Here is a 25,146-nt window from a genome sequence, read left to right as displayed (position 1 = left end):
CCGGAGACTGCCGGAAGGGGCTCGGCTCGAACTGTGGACAACTTCGGCCCTGTGGATAGAAACTGGTACCAGCGCACCAATTTCAAGGGTTCGAGCCGAGGAGTGCGGCAGACCCGCCGCAGACAGAGGACGACCCTCGCCAGGGGGGGAGGAGGCGAGGGTCGTCAGTGTTCAGCCCCGGGGGGTCGGGCTGAACATCGCCCGGATCAAATCCGGACATCATCAATACTACACCTCCCCCGATCAGTATTTGCAAGTTCAACTGTTGAACGTTCCGTCGTGTCGATAGTGCCGAAAGACCCTTCCTCCGCCCCGTCATACGAGCCCCCACCCCACCCGAAGTCCGCATATCCTTGGAAATTGTGACCGCGAAGCCACAGAGAAGTGCCAAGACAGGTCGACACACCGAGACAGGTCGGGTTGCCGCATTCTTCGACCTCGACAAGACGATCATCGCGAAATCCAGCACCCTCGCGTTCAGCAGACCGTTCTTCGACCAGGGCCTGATCAACCGCCGATCGGTTCTCAAGAGCAGTTACGCGCAGTTCCTGTTCCTGCTGTCGGGCGCGGATCACGATCAGATGGAGCGGATGCGCGCCTACCTCACGAGCATGTGCGCGGGCTGGAACGTGGACCAGGTCCGGTCCGTCGTCGCCGAAACCCTCCACGACATCGTGGACCCTCTGGTGTTCGCGGAGGCCGCCGACCTCATCGCGGACCACAAGCTGCGGGGCCACGACGTCATCGTGGTGTCGGCGTCGGGCGAGGAGGTGGTGGCGCCGATCGCCGAAGCACTCGGGGCCACGCGCAGCACCGCCACCCGCATGGCGGTCGCGGACGGGCTCTACACCGGCGAGGTGGAGTTCTACTGCTACGGCGAAGGCAAAGTGGACGCGATGCGGCAACTGGCCGACGAATACCACTACGACCTGTCGGCATGTTACGCCTACTCCGACTCCGTGACCGATCTCCCGATGCTGACCGCGGTCGGCCACCCGACGGCGGTCAACCCGGACCGGGCTTTGCGGAAGGCCGCGGCCGGAAACGGTTGGCCCATATTGACTTTCTCCAATCCGGTCTCCCTCCGGGCACGCCTCCAGGCGCCGTCCGCGACCACCGTCGTGACCACAGCGGCGGTGAGCGTCGGGGCCCTGGTCGCGGGTGCGTTCACGTATGGAGTGTTGCGCCGCAAGCGCTGACCGCCGCAACCCGCGACACGGTCACAAACCGAATTTGATACTTGCTGTGAGGGGGGTCACGGGGTACAAAGGAGTTACGGAAGAACGGAAGGCCAAGGTCGACCCAGAAGAGAAGGATCGATCTCCCGACCAGGATTCCCAGCACGGGCACTAGGTACCCACGCGAAGCATAAGCCACTATAAGGGCAGAAGCGTTGTGGGCCTGCGAGACCCGAGTCTTCACCGGCAAGGACCCTGCACAGGTTGCAAGGACGACCCGAGGATATTCGGACTCTCGCCGAGGCCACCCACACAACCCACCTTTGCACGCTTGGTAACCGGTTGTCCGTGCTAACGGGCGGCGAAGTCGACACCAGTCGGCAGCGCCGCCCGTTTCACATATTCGGGAACTTGTTGCAGCGCAGGGTATTTCGGCTAACTCGCCGCGGCCTCCGCGATCGAGGTGGCCTCCCGGGCTCCGGCCTCCAGAGCGCCACAGCAGAGGACGACCCAGCTGCCGACACCCTCCGGCTCGCCCGACGCGAACGCGGCCGCCCCGTTGCGGTACGCCTGCTGCCGGCGCAACCAGCTGACCTCCGGGACCCCGAGATTGTGGGGATCGAGCCCGCTCGCCACGGAAACCAGGCGTGACGCGGCGCGCGCGACGATACCGTCGCCGACCCCGAACGGCTTCAGCGTCAACAATTCCCCGTGCACCACGGCCGCCAGAACCGGCGCGGGCGCAGCCGTTCCCCCCGTCACGAGCTGGGCGAGACCGTCGAGCCGCTCCGCGACGCCGGACCCGGCACGCGGCCTGCCGAGCAATTCCTGATCTTCCACGAGGTCGGCCGCGGCCAGCAGATGGAGCCGCGCGAGGGCCTGCAGCGGTGCCCGCTGCCAGGTGGACTGCAGAAGCGTGAGGGCGTCACCGTCGAGGGCCTGCCCGACCCGCAGCGCCCCCGACAGAATCGGGTCGCCTGCCTCGCCGGGAGCGGGTAACTCGGTACTGCCGCCGTCCAGTGACGCCGAGGCGCGGGCCGCGCGGACCGCCGCCTCGGCCGCCGTGGTCGGCCAGCCGCGCCGGTTGGTCTTGTGGCGGTGAACCGCACCGAGCGCGTCGCGCGCACGGTCCGCGGCTTCGCGGACGCCGGGAAGGTCGACGAGGGGCTGCAACGGGTCGCTCACGTACCGGAACGCTACCCGGCGCCGTCCAGCGTCAGGCGCCGAGCCGGATCGATCCGCCCGGAATCGCGTCCAGCAGCTTCCGCGTGTACTCCTCCTTCGGTGACGTGAAGATCTCATCCGTGGTCGCTTTCTCCACGATCGCGCCAGTGGACATGACGAGCACGTCGTCGGCGATCTGCCGCACCACCGCCAGGTCGTGGGTGATGAACAGGTACGTCAACCCCAGCTCCGCCTGCAGGTCGTTCAGCAGCGTCAGGATCTGGTCCTGGACCAGCACGTCGAGCGCCGACACCGCCTCGTCGCACACCACCATCTCCGGCTGCAGCGCCAGCGCCCGGGCGATCGCCACCCGCTGCCGCTGGCCACCGGACAGCTCGTTCGGGAACCTCCGCATCACCGACGCCGGCAGCGCCACCTTGTCCAGCAGGTCGCGGACCCGCGCTTCCCGCTCCGCCTTCGTCCCCACTTTGTGGGTGCGGAGGGGCTCCTCGACGGTGCGGAAGATCGAGTACATCGGGTCGAGCGTGCCGTACGGGTTCTGGAAGATCGGCTGCACCCGGCGACGGAACGCGAGCGTCTCCCGGCGGTCCAGCGTCGCGACGTCCTTGCCGTCGAACACGACATTCCCCGACGTCGGCGCGAGAAGCCCGAGGACCATCTGCGCGACCGTCGACTTGCCCGACCCCGACTCGCCGACGATGGCCGTTGTCGTTCCGCGCCGGACCGCGAAGGAGACGTCGTCGACCGCGGTGAAGTCGGTGGACTTCCGTAGCCCGTGCCGGATCTTGAACACCTTGGTCAGTCCGGTGGCGACGACCACGTCGTCGGTGGCGTTGCCGAACTCGACGCCGATCTCGCCGTGCTGTTCGGCCTCGCCCACCACCTCGAGGGCGTGCTCCCGGATGTCCGCCCGGGCCAGTGAAGAACTCCGGCGTTGCGACGCCAGCGACGGCGCCGCGGCCACCAGCTTCCGGGTGTACGGGTGGCGCGGCCGCTGCAGGATCTCCAGCGCCGGCCCCGCCTCGACCACCCGCCCCTTGCTCATGACGATCAGGTGCTCGGCCCGCTCGGCGGCCAGGCCGAGGTCGTGGGTGATGAGCAGGACCGCGGTACCCAGCTCGTTGGTGAGACCGTCCAGATGGTCGAGGATCTGGCGTTGGACCGTAACGTCGAGTGCCGACGTGGGCTCGTCCGCGATCAGCAGTTGCGGGCGGGCCGACAGCCCGATGGCGATGAGGGCGCGCTGGCGCATGCCGCCGGAGAACTCGTGCGGATACTGGCCCAGGCGGTCCTCGGCGTCGGCGAGTCCGGCCTCCTCGAGCAGCTCGGCGGCACGCGCCTTCGCGGCCTTGCCCTTCGCGATCCCGTTGGCTTCCAACGCCTCCTCGATCTGGAAGCCGACCTTCCACACCGGGTTGAGGTTGGACATCGGGTCCTGCGGGACGAGGCCGATCTTCTGACCGCGCAGCGCGACGAACTCGCGCTCGGACGCCTCCGCGAGGTCCTGCCCCTCGAACAGGATCCGGCCGCCGGTCACCTTTCCCGTTCCGGGCAGCAGGTTGATGATCGCGTGGGCGGTCGTGGACTTGCCCGAACCGGACTCGCCGACGATCGCCACCGTCTGCCCGGGATACACCGTGAGGCTGACACCGCGCACCGCGGGCACGAGCCCGGAATGGGACTGGAACGACACTTCCAGGTCCCGGATCTCGAGCAGCGGCACCTCGTCGGCCGAATTCTGCGGTCCGGCTGGTTCGTTCGTGGACACCGCGCTCACCTCTTCCTGGCCTTGGGATCGAGCGCGTCCCGCAGAGCGTCGCCCATCATGATGAAACCGAGCACCGTGATCGCCAGCGCGGTCGCCGGATAGAAGAGGATCGGCGACCCCTGACGCAGCGTGACCTGGGCGGTGCTGATGTCTCCGCCCCAGGAGATCTCGGTGGACGGCAGACCGATGCCGAGGAAAGACAGCGTCGCCTCGGCCACGATGTAGATGCCAAGCGAGATGGTCGCGATCACGATGATTGGGGCGAGGGAGTTGGGCAGCACGTGCCGGACGAGGGTGCGCATGTTCGACACCCCGAGCGCCCGCGACGCCATCACGTAGTCGTTGTTCTTCGCCGAGATCACTGCGCCGCGAGCGATTCTCGCCATCTGAGGCCAGCCGAACAGGGCGAGGACGACGATCAGCGTCCAGATGGTGCGGTTGGCGAACAGCTGCATCAGGACGATCGCGGCGAGGATGAGCGGGATGCCGAAGAAGATGTCGGCCACCCGGGACAGCAGCGAGTCGGCCCAGCCGCCGTAGTACCCGGCGACCGCACCGAACACCACGCCCACGACGAGCACGATCGACGTGACCCCGACACCCACCAGCACCGACGCCCGCGCCCCGTAGATCGTGCGGGAATAGATGTCGCAGCCCTGCTTGTCGAATCCGAACCAGTGCCCCGACGACGGCCCCTGCATGCTGAACGCGAGATCGCAGAACCTGGGATCGGTGCCGGTGAACAGACCGGGGAAAGCCGCAACGGCGATCACCACCACGATGATCACCGTGGCGACCAGGAACAGCGGACGTTTGCGGAGGTCCCGCCACGCATCCGACCACATGCTCGTCGGCGGCTGGTCGATGTGGACGGCGTCGGTCTCTCCCGGCGCCGCCACTTCTTCGGGTGCCACGAAATGCGCCTGCCGGGTCTTCCGGTCGCCCGTCCGAGGCGACTCGTTCTCCACTTTCTCAGACATAGCGAATCCTCGGGTCGAGCGCGGCGTACAGGAGGTCGACGAGCAGGTTGGCGAGCAGATAGATGACGATCAGCACCGTCACGAAGGACACCACCGTCGGCGCCTCACCGCGGGTGACCGCCTGATAGATCGTGCCGCCGACACCGTTGATGTTGAAGATGCCCTCCGTGACGATCGCGCCGCCCATCAGGGTGGCGAGGTCGGCGCCCAGGAACGTGACCACCGGGATCAGCGAGTTCCGCAGCACGTGCACCTGCACCACGCGGCGCCGCGAAAGGCCCTTGGCCGTGGCGGTTCTCACGTAGTCGGCGGTGAGGTTCTCGGCGACCGAAGTCCGGGTGAGCCGGAGTACATACGCGAACGACACCGACCCGAGGACGAACGCGGGCAGCAGCAGATTCTTGAAACTGGTGTTCCCCCCGACCGTCGGCGGCACCAGCCCCCATTTCACGCCGACGAAGAACTGGGCCAGGAAGCCGATGACGAAGATCGGGATCGCGATGATCACCAGGCTCACGAGGAGGACGGAACTGTCGAAGATGCCGCCCTTGCGGAGTCCGGCCCACAGGCCGAAGCCGACCCCGAAGATCCCCTCGATGGCGAGTGCCATCAGGGACAACTTGATGGTGATCGGGAATGCCTGCGCCAGAACCTCACTGACGGCGCGGCCGGAGAAGGACGTACCGAAGTCGAGGGTGAAGATGCCCTTCAGATACAGGAGGTACTGCGTCAGGAACGGCTCGTCGAGGTGGTATCGCTCACGGAGTTGGGCCGCCACCGCGGGGCTGAGTGCCTTGTCGCCGGCCAGCGCGGCGATGGGGTCTCCGGGCAGCAGGAACACCATCGCGTAGATCAGGAACGTGGCCCCGAGAAAAACGGGGATCATCTGGAGCAAACGGCGACCGACGTACCAGAGCATCGGATCACCTCCTATTCGTCGGGAGCAGTGACGTCAGGAATCCGTAGCCTCGGCTCGTACTCCCGAGCGGGGCCGCGAACTGACAGCTCGCGGCCCCACCCGTCGTCGAAGAATCTCCAGTGCGTCAGTTCTTCTCGATGTCGGAGTACATCGGAATGCCCTTCCAATCGATGACCACGTTCGACACGTTCTCCGACCAGCCGCTGGCGGCGTTGCGGTACCACGTGGGGACGGCGGGCAGGTCGCGCAGGAGAACTTCCTGCGCCTGATTCAGCAGTTCCTGGGCCTTGCCGGGATCGACCTCACCCGCGGAGGCGCGCAGGAGCCGGTCGAACTCGGGGTTCGAGTAGTCGCCGTCGTTGGAGCTGCCACCGGTCTGGTAGTTCTGCGCGAGGAAGCCGTACTGCTGCGGGTAGTCGCCCTGCCAGCCCGAACGGAACGCGCTGGGGATGGTGCGGTTGGTGGCCTCCGTGCGGATCTGCGCGAACGTGGGGTACTCCTTGCCCTTCGCGTCGATACCGAGGGTGTTGCGGATGTTGTTGGCGGTGGCATCGACCCATTCCTTGTGGCCGCCGTCGCCGTTGTACGCGATCTCGAAACTGCCCGACCACGGTGCGATGGCATCGGCCTGGGCCCACAGCCTCTTCGCCACCTCCGGGTCGTACTTCAGGTTGCCGTTGCCGACGAGCGAATCCGACCAGCCCTCGATGGCGGGGCTGGTGAAGTCGAGCGCGGGGGTGCGGGTGTTGTTGTAGATCTGCTGGGTGATCTGATCGCGGTTGATCGCCATCGAGATGGCCTGGCGGCGCAGCGTGCCCTCCTCACCGCTGAAGTGCGGCAGACGGCCCGGGATCGTGAACGTCTCGATGGTCGCGGACGGCTGGTTCACGGTGCGGCCCGGCAGGTCGGTCTCGAACGTGGTGACCGCGCTCGGCGGCACCTGGTCGAGGACGTCGACGTTGCCGGCGAGCAGATCCGTGTACGCCGTGTCGAGGCTGTTGTACATGACGAAGTCGACGCCGGCGTTCCTCGGCTTGCGGTTGCCGTTGTAGTCGGGGTTCACGACGGTGTCGATCCGGACGTTGTGCTGCCACGCTCCGGGGCCGGACATCATGTATGGGCCGTTGCCGATGGGATTCTCGCCGAACGCGGCCATGTCCTGGTACGCCACCGCAGGCAGCGGGTAGTAGGCCGCGAACCCGAGGCGGTCCGGGAAGGCCGACTCGGGCTGCTTCAGTTCGATCGTGAACGTGGAGTCGTCAACCACCTTCAGTCCCGACATGGTCTGCGCCGTCGGGTTCTCGGCGGCCACCTCGTCGTAGCCCTGGATCGGGTCGAAGAAGGACGCCTGGATCTGTGCATTCGTGGACAGCGCGCCGTAATTCCAGGCGTCGACGAACGAGGCCGCCGTGACCGGCGTGCCATCCGTGAACGTCCAGCCGTCCTTCAGCTTCACGGTGAAGTTCTTGCCGTCGGTCGTCTCGATCGACTCGGCAACCTCGTTGTTCACCCCGCCGTCCGCGTCGTAGGAGACGAGCCCTGCGAAGAGCGAATCGACGACGCGGCCACCCTGATTCTCGCTGGTATTGGTGGGAATCAACGGATTCTGCGGTTCACCTGCCCAGGCGTTGACGATTCCGCTACCACCCCCGCTCGTCGAATCTCCGGACGAGCAGGCGGACAGCATCCCTGCTGCCAGGCCGACCGCCAGAACGGCGGTTGCCACACGTGTGATGCGCAAAACGATCCTCCCAGATCTGCATGGTTCCGGGCAGCGGTTCCGGGCGCAGCCCGAATGATGGGATGACGATAAGTCAACGTTTCAATCTGTGTAGCCACGACGGGCGAAACTCGTGCAATCGGCACCTGATCGAAACATCGTCGGCGCAGGGGTCTCCACTCGTCGCACCCGATCGCCGTCCGTCGCGTCCAGTCGACCGATCGTCGCAGAATATGGGCATGCAACCCTGTGCAACGGTGCGCGCGGGAGACCATGTGACTACCCTCACACGTGCTAGAAGTGCCGAATTCGAGACTGGAAAGAAGGCCGGGCCACAATGACCAGTGCAGCACAGGCGAGCGGAGCGACGGAGAAGTCGGAACATTCTGATTCCGTCCCGCAGGTGTATCCCCCGAGCCCCGAGTTCACCGCCACGGCGAACGCCGGCCCCGACCTCCAGGCCGCCGCCGACGAAGACCGCCTCGCATTCTGGGCGAAGCAGGCCGAGCGCCTGCACTGGCACGCCCCCTTCTCCGAAGTCCTCGACTGGTCCGACGCCCCCGTCGCGAAGTGGTTCGTGAACGGACGGCTCAACGTCGCCTACAACTGCGTCGACCGCCACGTCCTCGCGGGCAACGGCGACCGCGTCGCCATCCACTTCGAGGGCGAACCGGGCGACACCCGCGACCTGACCTACAACGACCTGCTCGCCGAAGTCAGCAAGGCCGCCAACACCTTCACCGACCTCGGACTCGTCGCCGGCGACCGCGTCGCGATCTACATGCCGATGATCCCCGAGGCCATCGTCACCATGCTCGCCTGCGCCCGCCTCGGCCTGACCCACTCGGTGGTGTTCGCCGGCTTCTCCGCCAGCGCCCTGCGCTCACGCATCGACGACGCCGAAGCCAAGCTCGTCGTCACCGTCGACGGACAGTGGCGCCGCGGCCAGGCCGCACCCCTCAAGCCCGCCGTCGACGAGGCCGTCAACGGCGCCGAGTCCGTCAAGCACGTGCTCGTCGTCAAACGCACCGGCATCGACGTCGAGGTCACCGAGGGCCGTGACCTGTGGTGGCACGAGACCGTCGAGAAGGCGGAGGGCACCCATCAGGCGCAGCCGTTCGACTCCGAGCACCCGCTGTTCATCCTGTACACCTCCGGCACCACCGGAAAGCCCAAGGGCATCATCCACACCTCCGGCGGCTACCTCACCCAGGCGTCGTACACCCACCACAACGTCTTCGACCACAAGGCCGGCCAAGACGTGTACTGGTGCACCGCCGACATCGGCTGGGTCACCGGCCACAGCTACATCGTCTACGGGCCACTCTCGAACGGTGTCACCCAGGTGGTCTACGAGGGCACTCCGAACTCCCCCGACGAGCACCGCCACTTCCAGATCATCGAGAAGTACGGCGTCAGCATCTACTACACCGCACCCACCCTGGTGCGCACCTTCATGAAGTGGGGCAGGGACATTCCCGACGCCCACGACCTGACCTCGATCCGGCTCCTCGGCTCGGTCGGCGAACCGATCAACCCCGAGGCCTGGAAGTGGTTCCGCGAGGTGATCGGCGGAAACAAAGCCCCGATCGTCGACACCTGGTGGCAGACCGAGACCGGCGCGATCATGATCTCCCCACTCCCCGGGATCACCGCCACCAAACCCGGATCGGCGATGGCACCCCTGCCCGGTATCTCCGCGAAGATCGTCGACGACGACGCCAACGAACTCGGCGCCGGCGGCTCCGGCTACCTCGTGCTCGACAAGCCGTGGCCGGCGATGCTCCGCGGCATCTGGGGCGACATGGACCGCTACCGCGAAACCTACTGGTCCCGCTACCCCGAGCAGGGCTGGTACTTCGCCGGCGACGGCGCCAAGTACGACGAGGACGGCGCCCTGTGGGTGCTCGGCCGCGTCGACGACGTCATGAACGTCTCCGGACACCGCATCTCCACCTCCGAGGTCGAATCCGCCCTCGTCGGACACCACGGTGTCGCCGAGGCCGCCGTCGTCGGCGCCGCGGACGAGACCACCGGCCAGGGCATCGTCGCGTTCGTCATCCTCCGCGAGGGCGTGGAGAACACCGGCGACACCCTCATCGCCGAACTCAAGGCCGAAGTGTCCCGGGAGATCAGCCCGATCGCCAAGCCCCGCCAGATCACGATCGTCCCCGAACTCCCCAAGACGCGCTCCGGCAAGATCATGCGTCGCCTGCTCAAGGACATCGCCGAAGGCCGCGACCTCGGCGACACCTCCACGCTCGTCGACCCCAAGGTCTTCGACGCGATCCGCGGCAAGTAGGGCGCTCCGCGCCCCGTGAGTGGTTGACGAGTCCCTGCACTCCTCAACCACTCACGGGCGGCGAAGCCGCCACAGCGTCTGCTCCTCGCCGATACCCTTCAGACCGGTCGTGAAGACGTTGCACCCGTAGTCCGATTCCGCCAGCAGCGGCGCCACCTCCGGGTCGTCGTGAACGGCCCGGGACAGGACGATGTCGCCGCCCGCCGCACAACCCTGCACCCGCGCCGCCAAGTTGACGGTCGCGCCGAAGTAGTCGATCCGGCCGTCGTTGTCGATCATCACGGCGGGCCCCTGATGCAGCCCGACCTTCAACGCCACCGAGTCGTCGTCGCCGAGGTGCCCGCGACGGAAGTCGTCCCAGCCGGACTGCATCGTCGACGCCGCCGACCAGGCCTCCCTCGCATCGGCGAACGTCGCCATGACCGCGTCGCCCATCTGCTTCACGACACCGCCGTTCTCGCGCACCACGGCGTCACGCAGGTAGCGGAAATGGCTCTGCACGAACGCGAACGCCCGGACGTCCCCGATCCGCTCGTACAGGGCGGTCGAACCGCTCAGATCCGTGAACAGCACCGCCAGGTTCGCTATCCCGATCTCGTCGCCGGGCGCCACCCCCTGATCCGGGAACAGGTCCTGGAAACCGTCGAGCGACGTGACGAGCGCGCCGGTCGCCGCGGCGTCCTTCCACCGCTCCCGCTCGACCACCACCAGCGCTTCGCCGGGGAGCCGGTTGTCGACCTCCAGCCGTAAAGCGCCGTCGGTGTCGGGCGAACCATGCACCCGGAGTTCGCCGGGCCCGCACTCGACCCGCAGCGTTCCACCGGCAGGGCCGACCTCGCAGGCCACCGGGGTGCCCACCTGATAGCACCGGAGCCGCAGCCACCCCGGGTCGACTTCGAGCCGCTCGGACCGCTGCTCGCCCGGCTCGAGCCGCAGCTGCGCCACCGCCGACGGGGAATTCGCCGGACCACCGATGCAGTACCGGGCCCGCTCGGCCCGGCGGACGGCCGGGTTGACGTCGAAGCGGATCTCCACCGACCGTGCCAGGTCGGTGTCGAAGGCGATGTCGCACGTGTCGCAGTGGACGCGGCTCGCCAGCTGTCGAATCCGACCGGCGTCTTCGCGGACCGTCCGGCAGACCGGGCACAGCACGCTCCAGCTCAGGTCCAGCAGTCCGCAGTCCGCGGCGTGGAGGAAGACGTACAGCAGTTGCATCCGATCGACCCCCCAGCGGTCCGCCAGCTCGAACGGCCGCATGCCCGTCACCTCCAGGTCGGACGCGGTCCGCAGGTGGGATTCCAAGCGCCCGATCAGGTTCGGGTCATCGTGCGATCGAGACAGCTGTGCCGTGCGGAGTTCCAGTCGGCCGGCGTCGAGTTGCTCCGGCGGCGGCAGGGCGGGCACGGCATGCGTGTGCGGGTCGCGGATGTGGAGTTCTAACGCCCGCGCGAGCGCCACCGTCTTCCGGATGCCCGTGCGGGCCAGCAGGGTTCGTGCCGCAATCGCCCCGAACCAGGTCCGCGGGACGATCCGGGCGAACACCTCGACCTCGGTCCCGTCGGCGGCCGGGCGAAGCCGGACACCCGTGGAGACCTCCGCGAGCGGACCGCGGGCAAAGCGGCGAAGGACCTGATAGAAGCGGCCCTCGATCCACTCGAACGGGAATTCCTCGTACCGCACCCGCCGCCCGTACGAACGGGTCTCCGCCGAATAATGACCCTTGCGCCGACGGTCCAGCATCGGAGCGAAGTGCACCGGCGACAGATCGATGTTGCGGTTGAGCCGATCGGTATCGGCGAGGAACGACCACAGATCCTGCTTCGGCAGCCGGATCCGGGCCGTCCTGGACAGCAGCACGGCTTTCGCCATGCAAGAACTATAGGCCGCTGCGCGGCCCGTGCGTGGTTGACGAGTCCCTGGACTCGTCAACCACGCACGGGGGCTACGCCCCTACGTCGTCGAGCGACTGGTCGCGCGTCTCGCGCATGACGAGCAGCGCGACGAACGTGAGCGCGGCGGCGATCAGCAGGTAGATGCCGACCCAGCCGACGCCGTACGACGTGGCGAGCCAGGTGGCGATGAACGGCGCGACGGCGGCGCCGAGGATGCTGGCGGTGTTGTAGGCGATCCCCGAGCCCGTGTAGCGCACGTTGGTCGGGAACAGCTCGGGCAGAACGGCGCTCATCGGCCCGAACGTCATGCCCATCAACAACATTCCGATGGCCAGGAATACGAGCATGCGGGCGTTGCCCATGCCTTCCTGGTTCAGCATCACACCGAACGTGAGCCCGAAGACCATGATGAGCCCGGTGATCGTGAGCAGCGTGATGCGGCGGCCGAAGCGGTCGGCCAGCCATCCGGAGACGGGGACGGCGGCCGCGAAGAACAGGACCGCGATCAGCTGGAGGACGAGGAAGTCGGTGTAGTGGAAGCCGGCTCCGGTGCCGCCCTGGGCGGGGGTCTTGCCGGTGCCGTAGCTGAGCACCCAGGTGGTCATGATGTAGAAGAGTGTGTAGGTGGCGAGCATGACGAACGTGCCGATGATCAGCTGACGCCAGCTGGTCTTGAACACCTCGGCCAGCGGGGTCTTCACCTTCTCGCCCCGCGCGACCGCGCGGGCGAACACGGGCGTCTCCTCGAGCTTCAGCCGCACGTACAGGCCGATCATCACCATGATCGCGCTGAGCAGGAACGGGATACGCCAGCCCCACGTCAGGAACGCGCCGTCCAGGTCGGGACTGCTGTTGTCGTGGTCCAGGAACAGCGTGATGATCAGGAACAGACCATTGGCGAGGAAGAACCCGATGGGTGCGCCGAGCTGCGGCCACATGGCGGCCCAGGCCCGCTTGCCCTTCTGCGCGGTCTCGGTCGCGAGCAACGCCGCGCCACTCCACTCACCGCCCAGTCCCAGACCCTGGCAGAAACGCATCAACGCCAGCAGGGCGGGCGCGACGAGGCCGATCTGGTGGTACGTCGGCAGCAGTCCGATCACGAACGTGGCGATGCCCATGGTGAGGAGTGAGCCGACAAGCGTCGTCTTGCGTCCGATGCGGTCGCCGAAGTGGCCGAACAGGATCGAGCCGAGCGGCCGGGCGACGAAGGCGAGACCGAACGTGGCAAGCGATGCCAGCAAGGCGGTGGTGCCGTTTCCCTTGGGGAAGAACAGGTGTGGGAACACCGACACGGCCGCGGTGGCATAGATGTAGAAGTCGTAGAACTCGATGGATGTTCCCACCATGCTCGCGACGACGATCCGGCTTCTGGGTACGCCGGCGACGGTGGCCCCGCCGTCCGGATCTGGCTTCGACGTATCGACGGCACTGCTCACTCGACTTACTCCTGCACGATGCTATTTCAACTATTGGGACGAGAGTCCATTTCTTAGGAATTGAACACCTCGTGTCTTTCGCTTGGCAAATTGGATAAGCTCTTCTCGGTGCGCCGGGAAGTCTGGTCGGCAGAGCATTTGCCGTACCCGGACCACATCGAAAGCGAGCGTCCCCGGTGACCCAGCCTCTCCGCTCCGAACTCTCCCGCTACCTCCGCACCGAGACGGTCGGCGGTTCGATCCTGCTGATCGCCGCGGCGATCGCCCTCGTGTGGGCGAACTCCCCCGTCTCGGATTCGTACTTCGCACTGCGCGACTGGCAGATCGGCCCGCAGGCGCTCCACCTGAACCTGACGGTCGGGACGTGGGCGCAGGACGGGCTGCTGGCGGTCTTCTTCTTCGTCGCCGGCCTCGAACTGAAGCGGGAACTGGTGGTGGGCGAACTCGCCGATCGCAAACGCGCCCTCCTCCCGATCATCGCCGCCTGCGGCGGTGTGGTGGTGCCCGCGATCATCGCCGCGACGATCGGCGCCGGCACTCCCGGCATGGACCGGGGCTGGGCGATCCCGGTCGCCACCGACATCGCGTTCGCACTGGGAGTGCTGGCGCTGACCGGGTCTCGCATCCCGACGAGCGCCCGCGTGTTCCTGCTCAGCCTGGCCGTCGTCGACGACCTCCTCGCGATCGTGCTCATCGCGGTCCTGTTCACCAGCTCGATCGCCCTGCTGTGGCTTCTGGGCGCCATCGCGTGCCTGGCCGTCTACGCGTTCGCCCAGCACCGGCGCATCACCACCCCACTGCTCTACGTTCCACTCGCACTGCTGACCTGGTACTGCATGCACGACGCCGGAATCCACGCCACCCTCGCCGGTGTCGCTCTCGGCCTCCTCACCCGCGTCCGGCGCGACCCCGGCGAGCGCGAATCCCCGGCCTCCCGCCTCGAGCACCGCATCCAGCCGCTGTCGGCGGGCGTCTGCGTCCCGGTGTTCGCCCTGTTCGCGTCCGGCGTGGCCCTGAGCAGCGGGCTCCTCGGGCAGCTGTTCACCAACCCCATCTCGCAGTCCGTGATCGCGGGGCTCCTCGTCGGCAAGACCGTCGGCATCTTCGGCATCTCCTGGCTCGCGATCCGCCTGGGTATCGCGAAGAAGCCGCGAGCACTGGGGTTCCGGGACATGTTTGCCCTCTCAGTGCTCGGTGCGATCGGGTTCACCGTTAGCCTTCTCGTAGCGGATCTCGCGCTTGCGGGAATCGGTGACGGCAGCGAGGCCGAGATAGCTAAGGTCGCGGTGCTCGTGACATCGTTGACAGCGTCGCTGATCGGATCAGCGTTACTGTGGCGACGCGGTCGGGCCCATGCGGCCCGGAAGGATGACTCGGACGTGCAAGAGCTACCTGGAGGGGTCGACAAGTGAGCATCACTCACGGCAAGGGAGACAGCCCGCGATACACGGGAGACGGGGTGCCGAACACGGTGTCGTCGATCCCGCTCACGGACGTGGACGCTCAGACACCCGGCGAGGCGAGCCTCGGCACGCTGGTCAAGCATGCGACCGCACAGGTGTCCACCCTGTTCCGGGCCGAGGTCGAGCTCGCCAAGGCCGAGGTCACCGGTGAGGTCAAGAAGGGCCTGCAGGGCAGCCTGTTCTTCATCCTCGCGTTCACCGTGCTGCTGTTCAGCTCGTTTTTCTTCTTCTTCTTCCTCGCCGAACTCCTCGACGTGTGGATCGCCCGCTGGCTGGCGTTCCTGATCGTCTTCCTGATCATGGTCGTGGTGACGGCGCTCCTCGCGCTGCTCGGTTATCTGCGGGTACGCAAACTCCGCGCGCCCGAGAAGACCATCGACTCCCTGAAGCAGGCCAAGACGGTCCTTCCGACGTCGTATTCGGACGCGGAAGCCCATCTCGCGTCGTCCAGCGGACGTCACGCGCGGTAACTCGCTCCTGTGGCACCACCCGATCCGTCTACCGTCCGTTTCGACGGCCCCTGGATTCATCGCGACATCCACGCCAACGGAATCCGCTTCCACACCGTCGAGGTCGGCGCATCCGCACCGGATGCGCCGCTCGTCGTCCTGCTGCACGGATTCGCGGACTTCTGGTGGTCGTGGCGCCATCAGCTGACCGCGATGTCCGCGGAGGGATATCGGGCTGTCGCCGTCGACCTCCGCGGCTACGGCGATTCCGACAAACCGCCGCGCGGCTACGACGGGTGGACGCTGGCCGGCGACATCGCCGGTCTGATCCGCGCCATGGGTTACGGCGAGGCCACCCTCGTCGGGCACGCCGACGGCGGACTCGTCTGCTGGGCGACGGCCGTCCTCCACGCTCGCCTCGTCCGGTCGATCGCACTGGTCAGCTCGCCGCATCCCGTCGCGCTCAAGCAGGCCGTCCTCCACGACCGCTACCAGCGCAAGGCCCTGCTGCCCTCGTTCGTCTCCTGCCAGGTGCCGTGGCGTCCCGAACGTCGCCTCACCCGGGACAACGGATCGGAGGTCGAACGGTTGATCCGTGAGCGCTCCGGCCCCGCCTGGTCGGAGAACCCGGAGTTCGACGTCGTGATGTCACGGATGCGCTCGGCGATCCAGATTCCCGGGACCGCGCACTGCACCCTGGAGTACCAGCGGTGGGCGTTCCGCAGCCAGTTCCGTCCGGACGGCAGCCGGTTCATGGCGTCGATGGATCAGACGCTGCGGATCCCGGTGCTGCACCTCCACGGCGACCTCGACCCGTACGTGCTCGCGGACACCGTGCGCCGCAGCCACCGCTTCGCGCCCACCCAGCAGATGCAGACGGTGACCGGTGTCGGCCACTACGCGCACTGGGAAGCCCCGGAACGCGTCAACGCCGCCCTGCTGGACCTCGTCGCACCCCGCACGGTCTGACCGGCCGTCAGAGGATGCACGCCCCGGTGTCCACGGCGACGGACGCCCCGGACGCCGCCTGCAGCTGACGCGACACCTCGGCGGCGGTGAGCACGAACCCGGTGTCGCTGTTGTCGACGGCGGCGCCGAACACCACCCCGAGCACCCGGCCGTCGCTGTCGACGAGCGGGCCGCCCGAGTTGCCCTGCCGAATGGAACCGCGGACCGTGTACACCTCACGCTGGACCGTTCCCGCCCGGTAGATGTCGGGACCACTGAGGTCCAGGATCTCCCGGACACGCGCGGCGCTGGCCGTGTACGGCCCGCCGCCCGGGTAGCCGAGCACCAGGGCGTTGTCGCCGGTCTGCGCCGGCTCGGGCGCGAAGTTCAGGACGGGGGCGTCCAGTCCGGGCACCTCGAGCACCGCGACGTCGGCGGACGGGTCGAACAGCACGACCTCGGCGTCCATCGGCCCGTTCGCGGTGTCGACGGCGATGCCCGCCGTCCCCGCGACCACGTGGGCGTTGGTCATCACCCGGTCGGGGGCCACGACGAATCCGGATCCCTCGAGCGCCCGCTGGCAGCTCGGGGCTACACCCCGGATCCGCAGCACGCTCGATTGCAGCGAGGACGCGACGGGGCTCTGCAGGACGCTGGCGTCCGGCGGGTCGACGGTCGTGATGGGGGTGCGCCCGAACGGCCCGATGACGTCGGGAAGCCCGGACGTGTCGAGCAGGGCGGTGAACTCGGTGGGCAGTTGCCGCATCCAGGCGGGCGCGATGTTGTCGACCGTTTCGAGGACACTCGACCCGCGCACCGCCGCCGCCAGCTGAGGCTGGGACGAGGACGTGAGCGGGATCGCCAGCAGCCACGCCGCGACGAACACCGCGACGGCCTGCACGCAGGCGCCGATCACGCTGTCGACGGACCGCGCGACCGGACTGTGCATGCTTCCCCGCGCGGCCCGGCCGAGGACCATGCCCGCGACTTCGCCGACGATCACCAGCACCACGATCAGGGCGATACCGACCAGCACACGACCGCGGCCCTCGTCCACGTGCACCAGCACGTGCGGGGCGATCAGGATGCCCGCCACCGCACCGAGCACGACCCCGATGAAGGCCAGCACCGACGCCACCGCGCCCTGCCGCCAGCCCGACGTCGCGGCGACGAAGGCGATCAGCACGATCGCCAGGTCGATCCAGTGCGAGCCCGTCATCGCTCGGCCGCCGGCCGGCCGTGACCGTGGGTCAGATGGTCGTCGTCCAGATCGTTGTCGAGTTCGGCGAGGACGGTGTCGAGGTCGCGGATGTCGTGGCGGTCCCACTCCTGTTCCCAGCCGGAGACAGCGAACAGCGCGGCCAGGATGCCGGCCGTGAAACCCCACACGAGCATGCCGTCGACGGCGAACGCGGGCCCCTGGTATCCGGCCGGGTGACGCACCTGGAACCGGTTCCGCGGGTCGATCAGGGTGTGCACGGGCACCCGGGCGACACGTTCGGCCTCCGCGGGATCGACCACCCCGACTTCGCTGGGCTTCTCCCAGTACGCGAGGACGGGAGTGACGTCGAAACCGGACGGCGGGATGAAGATCTCCTCGAGCACGGCGAGCGGGCGGACACCGGACGGGTCGAGTCCCGTCTCCTCCTGCGCCTCGCGCAGAGCGGTGGCGATGGGCCCCTCGTCGCCGGGATCGCTGGCGCCGCCGGGGAATGCCACCTGGCCACTGTGCTGACGCATCGTGGACGCACGCTGCGTGAGCAGGATGTCGGCGTCGGCGGGCAGGCCTCCCGACATCAGCGGGTCCGCCTCGACGGGGCCGCCGAACAGCACGAGCACCGCCGCCTCACGGGTGGTTGCGCCGCGGGGTGCGCGACGATCGAGGACGGGGTTGATCTTGTGCGGGTCGGCCGGGGTCCGGTGCACGACCCGGCGCAGCCACGGCGGAACGGCGACACCGTCCACGGAGTTCGTCATGCCGCCACCCCCAGGTTCTGTTCGACGGCGTCCGCGATCTCGTCGACGCTGCGGAACGGCTGCGGCAGGACCTTGGCCACCGTGCCGTCGGGTCGGATCAGCACCGAGACGGGCAGGACGGGCGGGGCTCCGACCGCGGCGCGGACACGCCCGTCGGCGTCCTGCACACCGGGCAGGGTGACGGAGTAATCGATGAGCCGGGACAGCGCGCTGGCCTCGTTGGGATCGGTGTGCACCGTAAGCACGGTAACCGCGTCGCCTGCACGATCCGAAAACTGCTGCATATAGGGCAGCTCCTCGGCGCAGGGGCCGCACCAGTAGGCCCACAGGTTCAGCAGCGCCGGTTTACCACCGAGCGCGGCGGCCAGATCCACCTGGCTGCCGTCGCCCACGCATTCCAGCGTGATGCCGGACAGGACCGAACCCGGCGACGGCTCGGACGTGGCCGTCGCGGCCGGGCACGATGCCAGCCCCGCCTGCGTCCTCAGTGCCGCGAGCGCGTCGGGATCGGCGCTCACCGCTGTCGGCGTGCGACCACCCGAACCGAACCGATCCTGGTACGACGGCGTCTCCGCGTCGTCGCCCCGCGGCCAGATCGCGACGACGAGAGCCACCACGACCACGAGGGCGGCCAGACTCCACCGCGCTGCGCTAGACACTCGTATCTACCCTCACCTGCCGGCCAGACGCAGCAGATGCTCCGTCTCCGGTCCACGAACCAGTTCGGCGGCGACGTCCGGATCGATCGGACCGAGCCCGTACGACGGACAGTCCTTGGCGAGCACACACACCCCGCAGGCGGGCTTGCGGGCGTGGCAGACGCGCCTGCCGTGGAAGATCACCCGGTGCGAGAGCAGCGTCCACTCCTTGCGCTCGATCAGGGCGCCGATCGCGTGCTCGACCTTGACCGGGTCTTCCTCCTCGGTCCACTTCCAGCGTCGGACGAGCCTCCCGAAGTGGGTGTCGACGGTGATTCCGGGCACATCGAACGCGTTGCCGAGGATCACGTTGGCCGTCTTCCGGCCGATCCCGGGCAGCGTCACGAGGTCCTTCAGGTTGCCGGGGACCTCGCCGTCGAACCGTTCGAGCAGAGCCTGCCCGAGCCCGATCAGAGAATTCGTCTTGTTTCGGTAGAAACCCGTGGACCGGATGTACTCCTCGAGTTCGGTGCGTTCGGCCTCCGCGTACGCCTTGGCGTCGGGATAGCGGGCGAACAGCGCCGGCGTCACCATGTTCACCCGCACGTCAGTGCACTGCGCGGAGAGGATGGTCGCGACGGCGAGGTCGAGTGGGGTGGTGAAGTCGAGCTCGCAGTAGACGTGCGGGAACGCCTCGGCGAGCCGCCGGTTCATTCTCCGGGCGCGCCGGACGAGTCCGAGCCGGGTTTCGTCCTGCTTCGCGGCCCGCGAACGGGTGCGTCCACGCACTTCGGAGCCGTCGCTGGGGGTCGCATGCACGGGATCAACTCTACGGATACCCGACCGATCCGAATCGCCGCTGTGTCGCTTCTGAGACATTTGCAGTGTTTACTTCCCGGTATGCAAGGTCTCGCTGTGGTCCTCTTCCCAGTGCTGCTGATGCTGTTTGCGCTGGCAATGGAGCGGGTGGAGTTCAGACTCCGCCGGCTCACGGTTCGTCAGCAAGAGGTGGAAGAGTTCCTCGACCAGGCAAGTCACGACGAAGTGGCCACCCTGGCCCACGAAGGTTTTCCCCACGCATTGGCACGCTTCCATCGACGGCGCAAGGGTCGGTCGGGCTTCGAATCCGACGACGCCGCCGTCACCGAAGTGGGCTCGCGGCGCGCCAGCTGAGCGCTGGGAAGCCCCCGAAACAGCACACCGCAGGCCGCTTCCCCCGGTTAACTTTTGCGACTTCCGTGGTATCGGTCACTCAGACCGAGCCGTCTCAACGTAGACTTCAGAGCCGTACCTGTTGCACAGCGACACGCCGCGGATCACCGGGGCATCGTCGACATGCAGCAAATCGCGCACAATATGCATACAGACGAACAATATTCCCAAGGAGCGCACGTGGACGACGTCCTGGCAAGAGCCGGCATCTTCCAAGGAGTCGAGCCCTCAGCGGTAGCGGCGCTGACCAAGCAGCTGCAGCCTGTCGACTTCCCCCGCGGACATGTCATCTTCAACGAAGGTGAGCCCGGTGACCGCCTGTACATCATCGTTTCGGGCAAGGTGAAGATCGGCCGCCGCTCGCCGGACGGCCGTGAGAACCTGCTGACGATCATGGGCCCGTCCGACATGTTCGGTGAGCTGTCCATCTTCGACCCGGGCCCGCGTACGTCCACCGCCACGACGGTCACCGAGGTCCGCGCGGTCAGCATGGACCGCGAAGCGCTCAAGGCATGGATCGACCACCGCCCCGAGATCGCCGAACAGCTCCTGCGGGTGCTCGCGCGCCGTCTGCGTCGTACCAACAACAACCTGGCCGACCTCATCTTCACGGACGTCCCCGGTCGTGTCGCCAAGGCGCTGTTGCAGCTCGCGCAGCGGTTCGGCACCCAGGAGGCGGGCTCGCTCCGCGTCACGCACGACCTCACGCAGGAAGAGATCGCCCAGCTCGTCGGCGCTTCCCGTGAGACCGTCAACAAGGCGCTCGCCGACTTCGCGCACCGCGGATGGCTGCGCCTCGAAGGCAAGAGCGTGCTGATCTCCGACTCCGAGCGCCTGGCACGTCGCGCGCGGTAGTTCCCGCACCTACGACTGCGGCCACCCCCTCCTATCGAGGGGGTGGCCGCAGTCGTTTCAGTGGTTAGTCGTGGCTGCGCAGGTAGGCGAGCTGCACGTTGACGGACTTCTCCGCCACCGGCCACAACTTGGGGTCGACGTCGGAGTAGACGTGCTCGACCACCTCGCGGACGGTGGGTGTGCCCCCGAGCGCCTCGATCGCGGCCCGCACCTGGTCGAGTCGCTCCTCGCGATGATCGAGGTACTGCTGCGCGACGACGTTCAGTTCGGGCAGTTCGGGTCCGTGGCCGGGCATGACCCGGTGTCCGGTTCCGAGGTCCAGCAGGCGGCGTAGCGACGACAGGTAGTCGCCGAGGTCGCCGTCCGTGTCGTCGAGCACGGTGGTGCCGCGGCCGAGGATCGTGTCGCCGGTGAAGACGGTGCCCTCGCCTTCGACGGTGAAGGACACCGAATCCTTCGTGTGCCCGGGCGTGGCGATCACCGTGAGGGTGAGTCCCGCGACGTCGATGGTTTCGCCGTCCACGAGGGTTTCGCCGCCGCCGCGGAGAAATTCGGGGTCCACCGAACGCACGGGCGCGCCGGTGAGTTCGAAGAACCGCTGCACTCCCCCGGTGTGGTCGAAATGACGGTGAGTGATCAGCGTCAGCACGACCGGTCCGAGCGCCGCAACGCGGGCGAGATGCTCCTCGTCGGCGTCACCCGGGTCGACCACCACACACTCGTCCCGGCCCGGCGCACGCAGAATCCACGTGTTGGTTCCGTCGAGCGTCATCATGCCGGGATTGTTCTCGAGCATCACCGAGACGATCGGGGTGACCTCCCGCACCTGGGCGTAGGCCGGATGGGCAAGAGTCATGGCACTACGACTCCGGCTGCACTTCGGCGATCAGCTCCACCTCGACGGGGGCGCCGAGCGGCAATTCCGCGACGCCGACAGCCGAACGTGCGTGGGCACCCGCGTCGCCGAACACCTCGCCGAGGAATTCCGAAGCGCCGTTCACAACACCGGGCTGACCGGTGAATCCCTCGGCGGACGCGACGAATCCGACGACCTTCACGATCCGCACCACCGAGTCGATGCCCACGAGCGCGTCGACCGCCGCCAGCGCGTTGAGTGCGCACGCCCGGGCCGCGGCCTTGGCGTCTTCGTCCGACACGCCGGCGCCGAGCTTGCCCGCGATCGTCAGCTTGCCCTCGACGATCGGCAGCTGCCCCGACGTGTAGACGTAGTTGCCGGTGCGCACGGCGGGCACGTAGGCGGCCACCGGCGGAACGACGGACGGCAGCGTGATGCCGAGTTCGGCGAGGCGGGCGGACCAGTTCTGTGTCTCTGCCACGGCCGTCAGCCCTTCGGACGCTTCAGGTACGCGACGTGCTGCTCACCGGTGGGCCCGGGCAGAACCGTCACCAGTTCCCAGCCGTCGGTGCCCCACTGGTCGAGGATCTGCTTGGTCGCATGTGTGAGCAGCGGAACGGTGGCGTACTCCCAGGAAGTCAATTCACTCATGCCGGTGAGCCTATCCCCCGCACATCCCGGCTCCCAGACTTATAGGCTCGACCCCGTGGTTGCATCCCCAGACCAGCTCACCCCGACGTGGCCCGAGAAGGCCGCGCAGGCCCGGCTGCACTTCGTCTCCGGAAAGGGCGGCACCGGAAAGTCCACGGTGGCCGCCGCGTTGGCTCTCGCGCTGGCCGAGGGTGGGCGTCGCGTGCTGCTGGTGGAAGTCGAGGGCAGGCAGGGGATCGCCCAGCTCTTCGACGTGCCCCCGCTGCCGCCGCAGGAGACGAAAGTCGCGGCCGCCGAGGGTGGCGGGGAGGTCATGGCCCTGGCCATCGACATCGAGACCGCCTTCCTCGAATACCTCGAGATGTTCTACAACCTCGGTTTCGCCGGCCGCGCGATGCGCAAGTTCGGCGCCATCGAGTTCGCGACCACCATCGCACCCGGGCTTCGGGACGTGCTGCTGACCGGCAAGATCAAGGAATGTGTCGTCCGCACCGACAAGTCCGGCAAGCGGGTGTACGACGCCGTCGTCGTCGACGCCCCGCCGACCGGGCGGATCGGCAACTTCCTCGACGTGACGAAGGCGATGGCGGACCTCGCGAAAGGCGGGCCGGTGCGTTCGCAGAGTGAGGGCGTGGTGCGCCTGCTGCACTCCGACGAGACCGTCGTCCACCTCGTGACGCTGCTCGAGGCGCTTCCGGTGCAGGAGACCACCGACGCCGCAGAGGAACTGGCCCGCGCCGACCTGCGGCTGGGCACCATCGTGGTCAACCGCACCAGCCCGCAGTTCCTGCCTGCCGAGACGCTGGCCGACGCCGCGAAGGGCCGCATCGACGCCGAGGTCATCCGGGCCGGACTGCAGAAGAGCGGGATCACCCTCGACGAACACGATTTCGCCGGTTTGCTCACCGAGACGATCGAGCACGCGTCGGTCCTCGAAGCGCAGGAGGAGAGTGCCGGAGCACTCAGCGAAGTGGACGGGGCGCGACTGCATCTGCCGTCCCTCGCCGACGGTGTCGACCTGGGCGGGCTCTACGAACTCGCCGAATATCTGACGGAACAGGGTGTCCGATGACCCAGACAACTGAACACGAGCGTCGCCGCACCGCCTCCGCTCTCGATGTCGCGGGGATTCTGGAGAACAGGGCCACGCGGATCGTCGTGTGCTGTGGCGCCGGTGGCGTCGGCAAGACCACCACGGCCGCGTCGCTGGCACTGCGCGCGGCGGAGCAGGGGCGAAAGGTGGTCGTGCTGACCATCGACCCGGCGCGCCGGCTCGCGCAGGCGCTCGGCGTCGCGGAACTCGACAACACGCCGCAACCCGTCCAACTCGGACCGGACGCGACGGGCGAACTGCACGCCATGATGCTCAACATGCGTCGCACGTTCGACGAGATGGTGATCGAGCACTCCACACCGGAGAAGGCGGAGCAGATTCTCGCGAACCCCTTCTATCAGACCGTCGCCACCTCGTTCTCGGGAACGCAGGAGTACATGGCGATGGAGAAGCTGGGGCAGCTCGCCTCCAGCGACAAGTGGGACCTGGTGATCGTCGACACCCCGCCGTCCCGCAACGCCCTGGACTTCCTCGACGCGCCCCAGCGTCTGGGCGCATTCCTCGACGGTCGCATGATCCGGCTGCTCACCGCGCCGGGTCGAGGTCTCACCCGGCTCGTCACCGGTGCGATGGGCCTGGCCCTGCGCGGCGTCTCCACCATCGTGGGCAGTCAGATGCTGTCGGACGCCTCGAGTTTCGTGCAGTCACTGGACTCGATGTTCGGTGGTTTCCGGGAAAGAGCCACGCGCACTTACGAATTGCTCCGGCAGCCGGGCACGAAGTTCCTGGTGATCGCGGCGGCGGAGCCGGATGCACTGCGGGAGGCGGCGTTCTTCGTCGACCGGCTCGCGGGCGACGAGATGCCGCTCGCGGGCCTCGTCCTGAATCGGACGCACCCCACTCTCAGTTCCCTGTCGGCCGATCATGCGGTCACTGCCGCCGACCAACTCGGGGACCAAGACCCCCTCACCGCCGCTGTGCTGCGGATCCACGCCCATCGGGCGGTGATCGCCAAGCGTGAGGTCCAATTGCTGAGCCGGTTCACGGCCGCCCACCCTCGGGTGCCGATCGTCGGCGTGCCCTCGCTGCCGTTCGAGGTGTCGGACCTCGAGGCCTTGAGAGCGGTAGGTGACCAGCTCACCCGCACGAGCTGATCAGCTCGCTGCCGGAGAACCGGTCACCCGCCTGTGTCTTACCTGTTCTGCGAATCAGATCCCGAACGTCAGACAGCGGACTGGTGCTGCCGCTGAGCTTCGAAGAAATCGGACCATGATTCCACCTCGGGGTGCTGCTTGAGCAACGCCCGGCGCTGACGTTCCGTCATGCCACCCCACACGCCGAACTCGACACGATTGTCGAGAGCATCGGCTCCGCACTGCATCAGTACCGGGCAATGCCGGCAAATGGTTGCGGCCTTGCGCTGTGCTGCGCCGCGTACAAAGAGTTGATCGGGATCGACTTCCCGGCAACGGGCCTGGGTGACCCAGGCGATTCGCGCTTCTGCTTGCTCGACGTCCAGACGGCTGGTTGGGGTGGTCATGTGCATTCGTTTCCCCTCTTCGAGTCTGCGCAACCCAGCACCTAGCACGCCGAGGCTGCACCACATAAGCGATGGAGTGTTATCTCCATCACACTGTTCCAACAATTTAGGTAAAGAAACCGC

At 67.5% G+C, this 25,146-nt stretch carries 24 protein-coding genes; 9 read left to right on the top strand and 15 right to left on the bottom strand.

The window, feature by feature from the left end; translation table 11 throughout:
- Positions 1-362: 362 nt before the first annotated feature.
- Positions 363-1,199 carry an HAD-IB family hydrolase gene (locus PSR88_RS22050; RefSeq protein ID WP_009477389.1) on the top strand — a complete coding sequence of 279 codons (837 nt, stop codon included), beginning with the start codon at positions 363-365 and terminating at the stop codon, positions 1,197-1,199.
- 414 nt (positions 1,200-1,613) lie between these two features.
- On the opposite strand, the gene PSR88_RS22045 is transcribed toward PSR88_RS22050, so the two are convergent.
- The 5 genes from PSR88_RS22045 to PSR88_RS22025 all read right to left on the bottom strand — a co-directional run bounded on the left by PSR88_RS22045 (position 1,614) and on the right by PSR88_RS22025 (position 7,771).
- Positions 1,614-2,363, bottom strand: a complete 750-nt coding sequence (locus tag PSR88_RS22045) for a hypothetical protein (protein WP_009477388.1) — start codon at positions 2,361-2,363, stop codon at positions 1,614-1,616.
- 31 nt (positions 2,364-2,394) lie between these two features.
- Positions 2,395-4,140, bottom strand: a complete 1,746-nt coding sequence (locus PSR88_RS22040) for a dipeptide ABC transporter ATP-binding protein (protein WP_016884533.1) — start codon at positions 4,138-4,140, stop codon at positions 2,395-2,397.
- Complete coding sequence (locus tag PSR88_RS22035) at positions 4,137-5,111, bottom strand: ABC transporter permease (protein WP_009477386.1); 975 nt, start codon at positions 5,109-5,111, stop codon at positions 4,137-4,139. Before PSR88_RS22035 ends, PSR88_RS22040 begins: the two co-directional genes overlap by 4 nt.
- Positions 5,104-6,030, bottom strand: coding sequence for an ABC transporter permease (locus PSR88_RS22030; RefSeq protein ID WP_009477385.1), 927 nt, complete (start codon positions 6,028-6,030; stop codon positions 5,104-5,106). Before PSR88_RS22030 ends, PSR88_RS22035 begins: the two co-directional genes overlap by 8 nt.
- Before the next feature lie 124 nt (positions 6,031-6,154).
- Entirely contained in the window at positions 6,155-7,771 is a 1,617-nt protein-coding gene (locus tag PSR88_RS22025; protein WP_011596770.1) for an ABC transporter substrate-binding protein, read from the bottom strand.
- Between the two features lie 316 nt (positions 7,772-8,087).
- Between PSR88_RS22025 and acs the strand changes: the two genes are divergently transcribed.
- Positions 8,088-10,052, top strand: coding sequence for an acetate--CoA ligase (gene acs, locus PSR88_RS22020; protein WP_016884532.1), 1,965 nt, complete (start codon positions 8,088-8,090; stop codon positions 10,050-10,052).
- A gap of 51 nt (positions 10,053-10,103) precedes the next feature.
- Here acs and PSR88_RS22015 read toward each other — a convergent pair whose 3' ends face one another.
- Both PSR88_RS22015 and PSR88_RS22010 read right to left on the bottom strand, forming a co-directional pair.
- Complete coding sequence (locus PSR88_RS22015; RefSeq protein ID WP_016884531.1) at positions 10,104-11,921, bottom strand: adenylate/guanylate cyclase domain-containing protein; 1,818 nt, start codon at positions 11,919-11,921, stop codon at positions 10,104-10,106.
- Between the two features lie 73 nt (positions 11,922-11,994).
- Positions 11,995-13,380, bottom strand: coding sequence for an MFS transporter (locus PSR88_RS22010; protein WP_011596767.1), 1,386 nt, complete (start codon positions 13,378-13,380; stop codon positions 11,995-11,997).
- Between the two features lie 176 nt (positions 13,381-13,556).
- Between PSR88_RS22010 and nhaA the strand changes: the two genes are divergently transcribed.
- Genes nhaA through PSR88_RS21995 form a run of 3 tightly spaced genes read left to right on the top strand, consistent with a single transcriptional unit; the run spans position 13,557 to position 16,261 of the window.
- Positions 13,557-14,792, top strand: a complete 1,236-nt coding sequence (gene nhaA, locus PSR88_RS22005; RefSeq protein ID WP_016884530.1) for a Na+/H+ antiporter NhaA — start codon at positions 13,557-13,559, stop codon at positions 14,790-14,792.
- Complete coding sequence (locus PSR88_RS22000) at positions 14,789-15,313, top strand: phage holin family protein (protein WP_009477378.1); 525 nt, start codon at positions 14,789-14,791, stop codon at positions 15,311-15,313. The genes nhaA and PSR88_RS22000 overlap by 4 nt, the downstream gene beginning before the upstream one ends.
- Positions 15,314-15,322: 9 nt before the next feature.
- Positions 15,323-16,261, top strand: a complete 939-nt coding sequence (locus tag PSR88_RS21995; RefSeq protein WP_011596764.1) for an alpha/beta fold hydrolase — start codon at positions 15,323-15,325, stop codon at positions 16,259-16,261.
- 7 nt (positions 16,262-16,268) lie between these two features.
- Here PSR88_RS21995 and marP read toward each other — a convergent pair whose 3' ends face one another.
- The 4 genes from marP to nth are packed head-to-tail and all read right to left on the bottom strand — an operon-like array spanning position 16,269 to position 19,734.
- Positions 16,269-17,459 carry an acid resistance serine protease MarP gene (marP, locus tag PSR88_RS21990; protein ID WP_016884528.1) on the bottom strand — a complete coding sequence of 397 codons (1,191 nt, stop codon included), beginning with the start codon at positions 17,457-17,459 and terminating at the stop codon, positions 16,269-16,271.
- Positions 17,456-18,217, bottom strand: coding sequence for an NUDIX hydrolase (locus PSR88_RS21985; RefSeq protein ID WP_005256094.1), 762 nt, complete (start codon positions 18,215-18,217; stop codon positions 17,456-17,458). Before PSR88_RS21985 ends, marP begins: the two co-directional genes overlap by 4 nt.
- Complete coding sequence (locus PSR88_RS21980; protein WP_016884527.1) at positions 18,214-18,876, bottom strand: TlpA family protein disulfide reductase; 663 nt, start codon at positions 18,874-18,876, stop codon at positions 18,214-18,216. The genes PSR88_RS21985 and PSR88_RS21980 overlap by 4 nt, the downstream gene beginning before the upstream one ends.
- A 12-nt stretch (positions 18,877-18,888) precedes the next feature.
- Entirely contained in the window at positions 18,889-19,734 is an 846-nt protein-coding gene (gene nth / locus PSR88_RS21975; protein WP_011596762.1) for an endonuclease III, read from the bottom strand.
- Positions 19,735-19,755: 21 nt separating this feature from the next.
- Here nth and PSR88_RS21970 point away from each other — a divergent pair, with 21 nt between their 5' ends.
- Both PSR88_RS21970 and PSR88_RS21965 read left to right on the top strand, forming a co-directional pair.
- A complete protein-coding gene (locus PSR88_RS21970; protein WP_005248489.1) occupies positions 19,756-20,028 on the top strand; it encodes a hypothetical protein in 273 nt (90 codons plus the stop codon).
- Between the two features lie 219 nt (positions 20,029-20,247).
- Positions 20,248-20,922: a Crp/Fnr family transcriptional regulator gene (locus PSR88_RS21965; protein ID WP_005256089.1), complete on the top strand. Its 675-nt coding sequence runs from the start codon at positions 20,248-20,250 to the stop codon at positions 20,920-20,922.
- Positions 20,923-20,986: 64 nt separating this feature from the next.
- Here the strand turns inward: PSR88_RS21965 and PSR88_RS21960 are convergent, their stop codons facing one another.
- The 3 genes from PSR88_RS21960 to PSR88_RS21950 are packed head-to-tail and all read right to left on the bottom strand — an operon-like array spanning position 20,987 to position 22,429.
- Positions 20,987-21,778: an MBL fold metallo-hydrolase gene (locus PSR88_RS21960; RefSeq protein ID WP_016884525.1), complete on the bottom strand. Its 792-nt coding sequence runs from the start codon at positions 21,776-21,778 to the stop codon at positions 20,987-20,989.
- A gap of 4 nt (positions 21,779-21,782) precedes the next feature.
- Positions 21,783-22,259 (bottom strand): RidA family protein, encoded by a 477-nt coding sequence (locus PSR88_RS21955; protein ID WP_009477371.1) that lies wholly within the window; start codon positions 22,257-22,259, stop codon positions 21,783-21,785.
- Between the two features lie 5 nt (positions 22,260-22,264).
- Entirely contained in the window at positions 22,265-22,429 is a 165-nt protein-coding gene (locus tag PSR88_RS21950) for a DUF4177 domain-containing protein (RefSeq protein ID WP_005248493.1), read from the bottom strand.
- 55 nt (positions 22,430-22,484) lie between these two features.
- On the opposite strand from PSR88_RS21950, the gene PSR88_RS21945 reads away from it, so the two are divergent.
- The gene (locus tag PSR88_RS21945; RefSeq protein ID WP_016884524.1) at positions 22,485-23,501 is read left to right on the top strand and encodes an ArsA-related P-loop ATPase; all 1,017 of its coding nucleotides are present in this window, start codon (positions 22,485-22,487) and stop codon (positions 23,499-23,501) included.
- Positions 23,498-24,637, top strand: a complete 1,140-nt coding sequence (locus tag PSR88_RS21940) for an ArsA family ATPase (RefSeq protein WP_011596758.1) — start codon at positions 23,498-23,500, stop codon at positions 24,635-24,637. Before PSR88_RS21945 ends, PSR88_RS21940 begins: the two co-directional genes overlap by 4 nt.
- A gap of 68 nt (positions 24,638-24,705) precedes the next feature.
- Here PSR88_RS21940 and PSR88_RS21935 read toward each other — a convergent pair whose 3' ends face one another.
- The gene (locus PSR88_RS21935; RefSeq protein WP_005248496.1) at positions 24,706-25,029 is read right to left on the bottom strand and encodes a WhiB family transcriptional regulator; all 324 of its coding nucleotides are present in this window, start codon (positions 25,027-25,029) and stop codon (positions 24,706-24,708) included.
- Positions 25,030-25,146 lie beyond the last annotated feature (117 nt).

The sequence above is a fragment of the Rhodococcus sp. DK176 genome (genome assembly GCF_038447315.2).
In the GTDB taxonomy this organism is placed as follows: Bacteria; Actinomycetota; Actinomycetes; order Mycobacteriales; family Mycobacteriaceae; genus Rhodococcus_F; species Rhodococcus_F jostii_A.
This window is presented reverse-complemented; position numbering and strand designations above follow the sequence as displayed.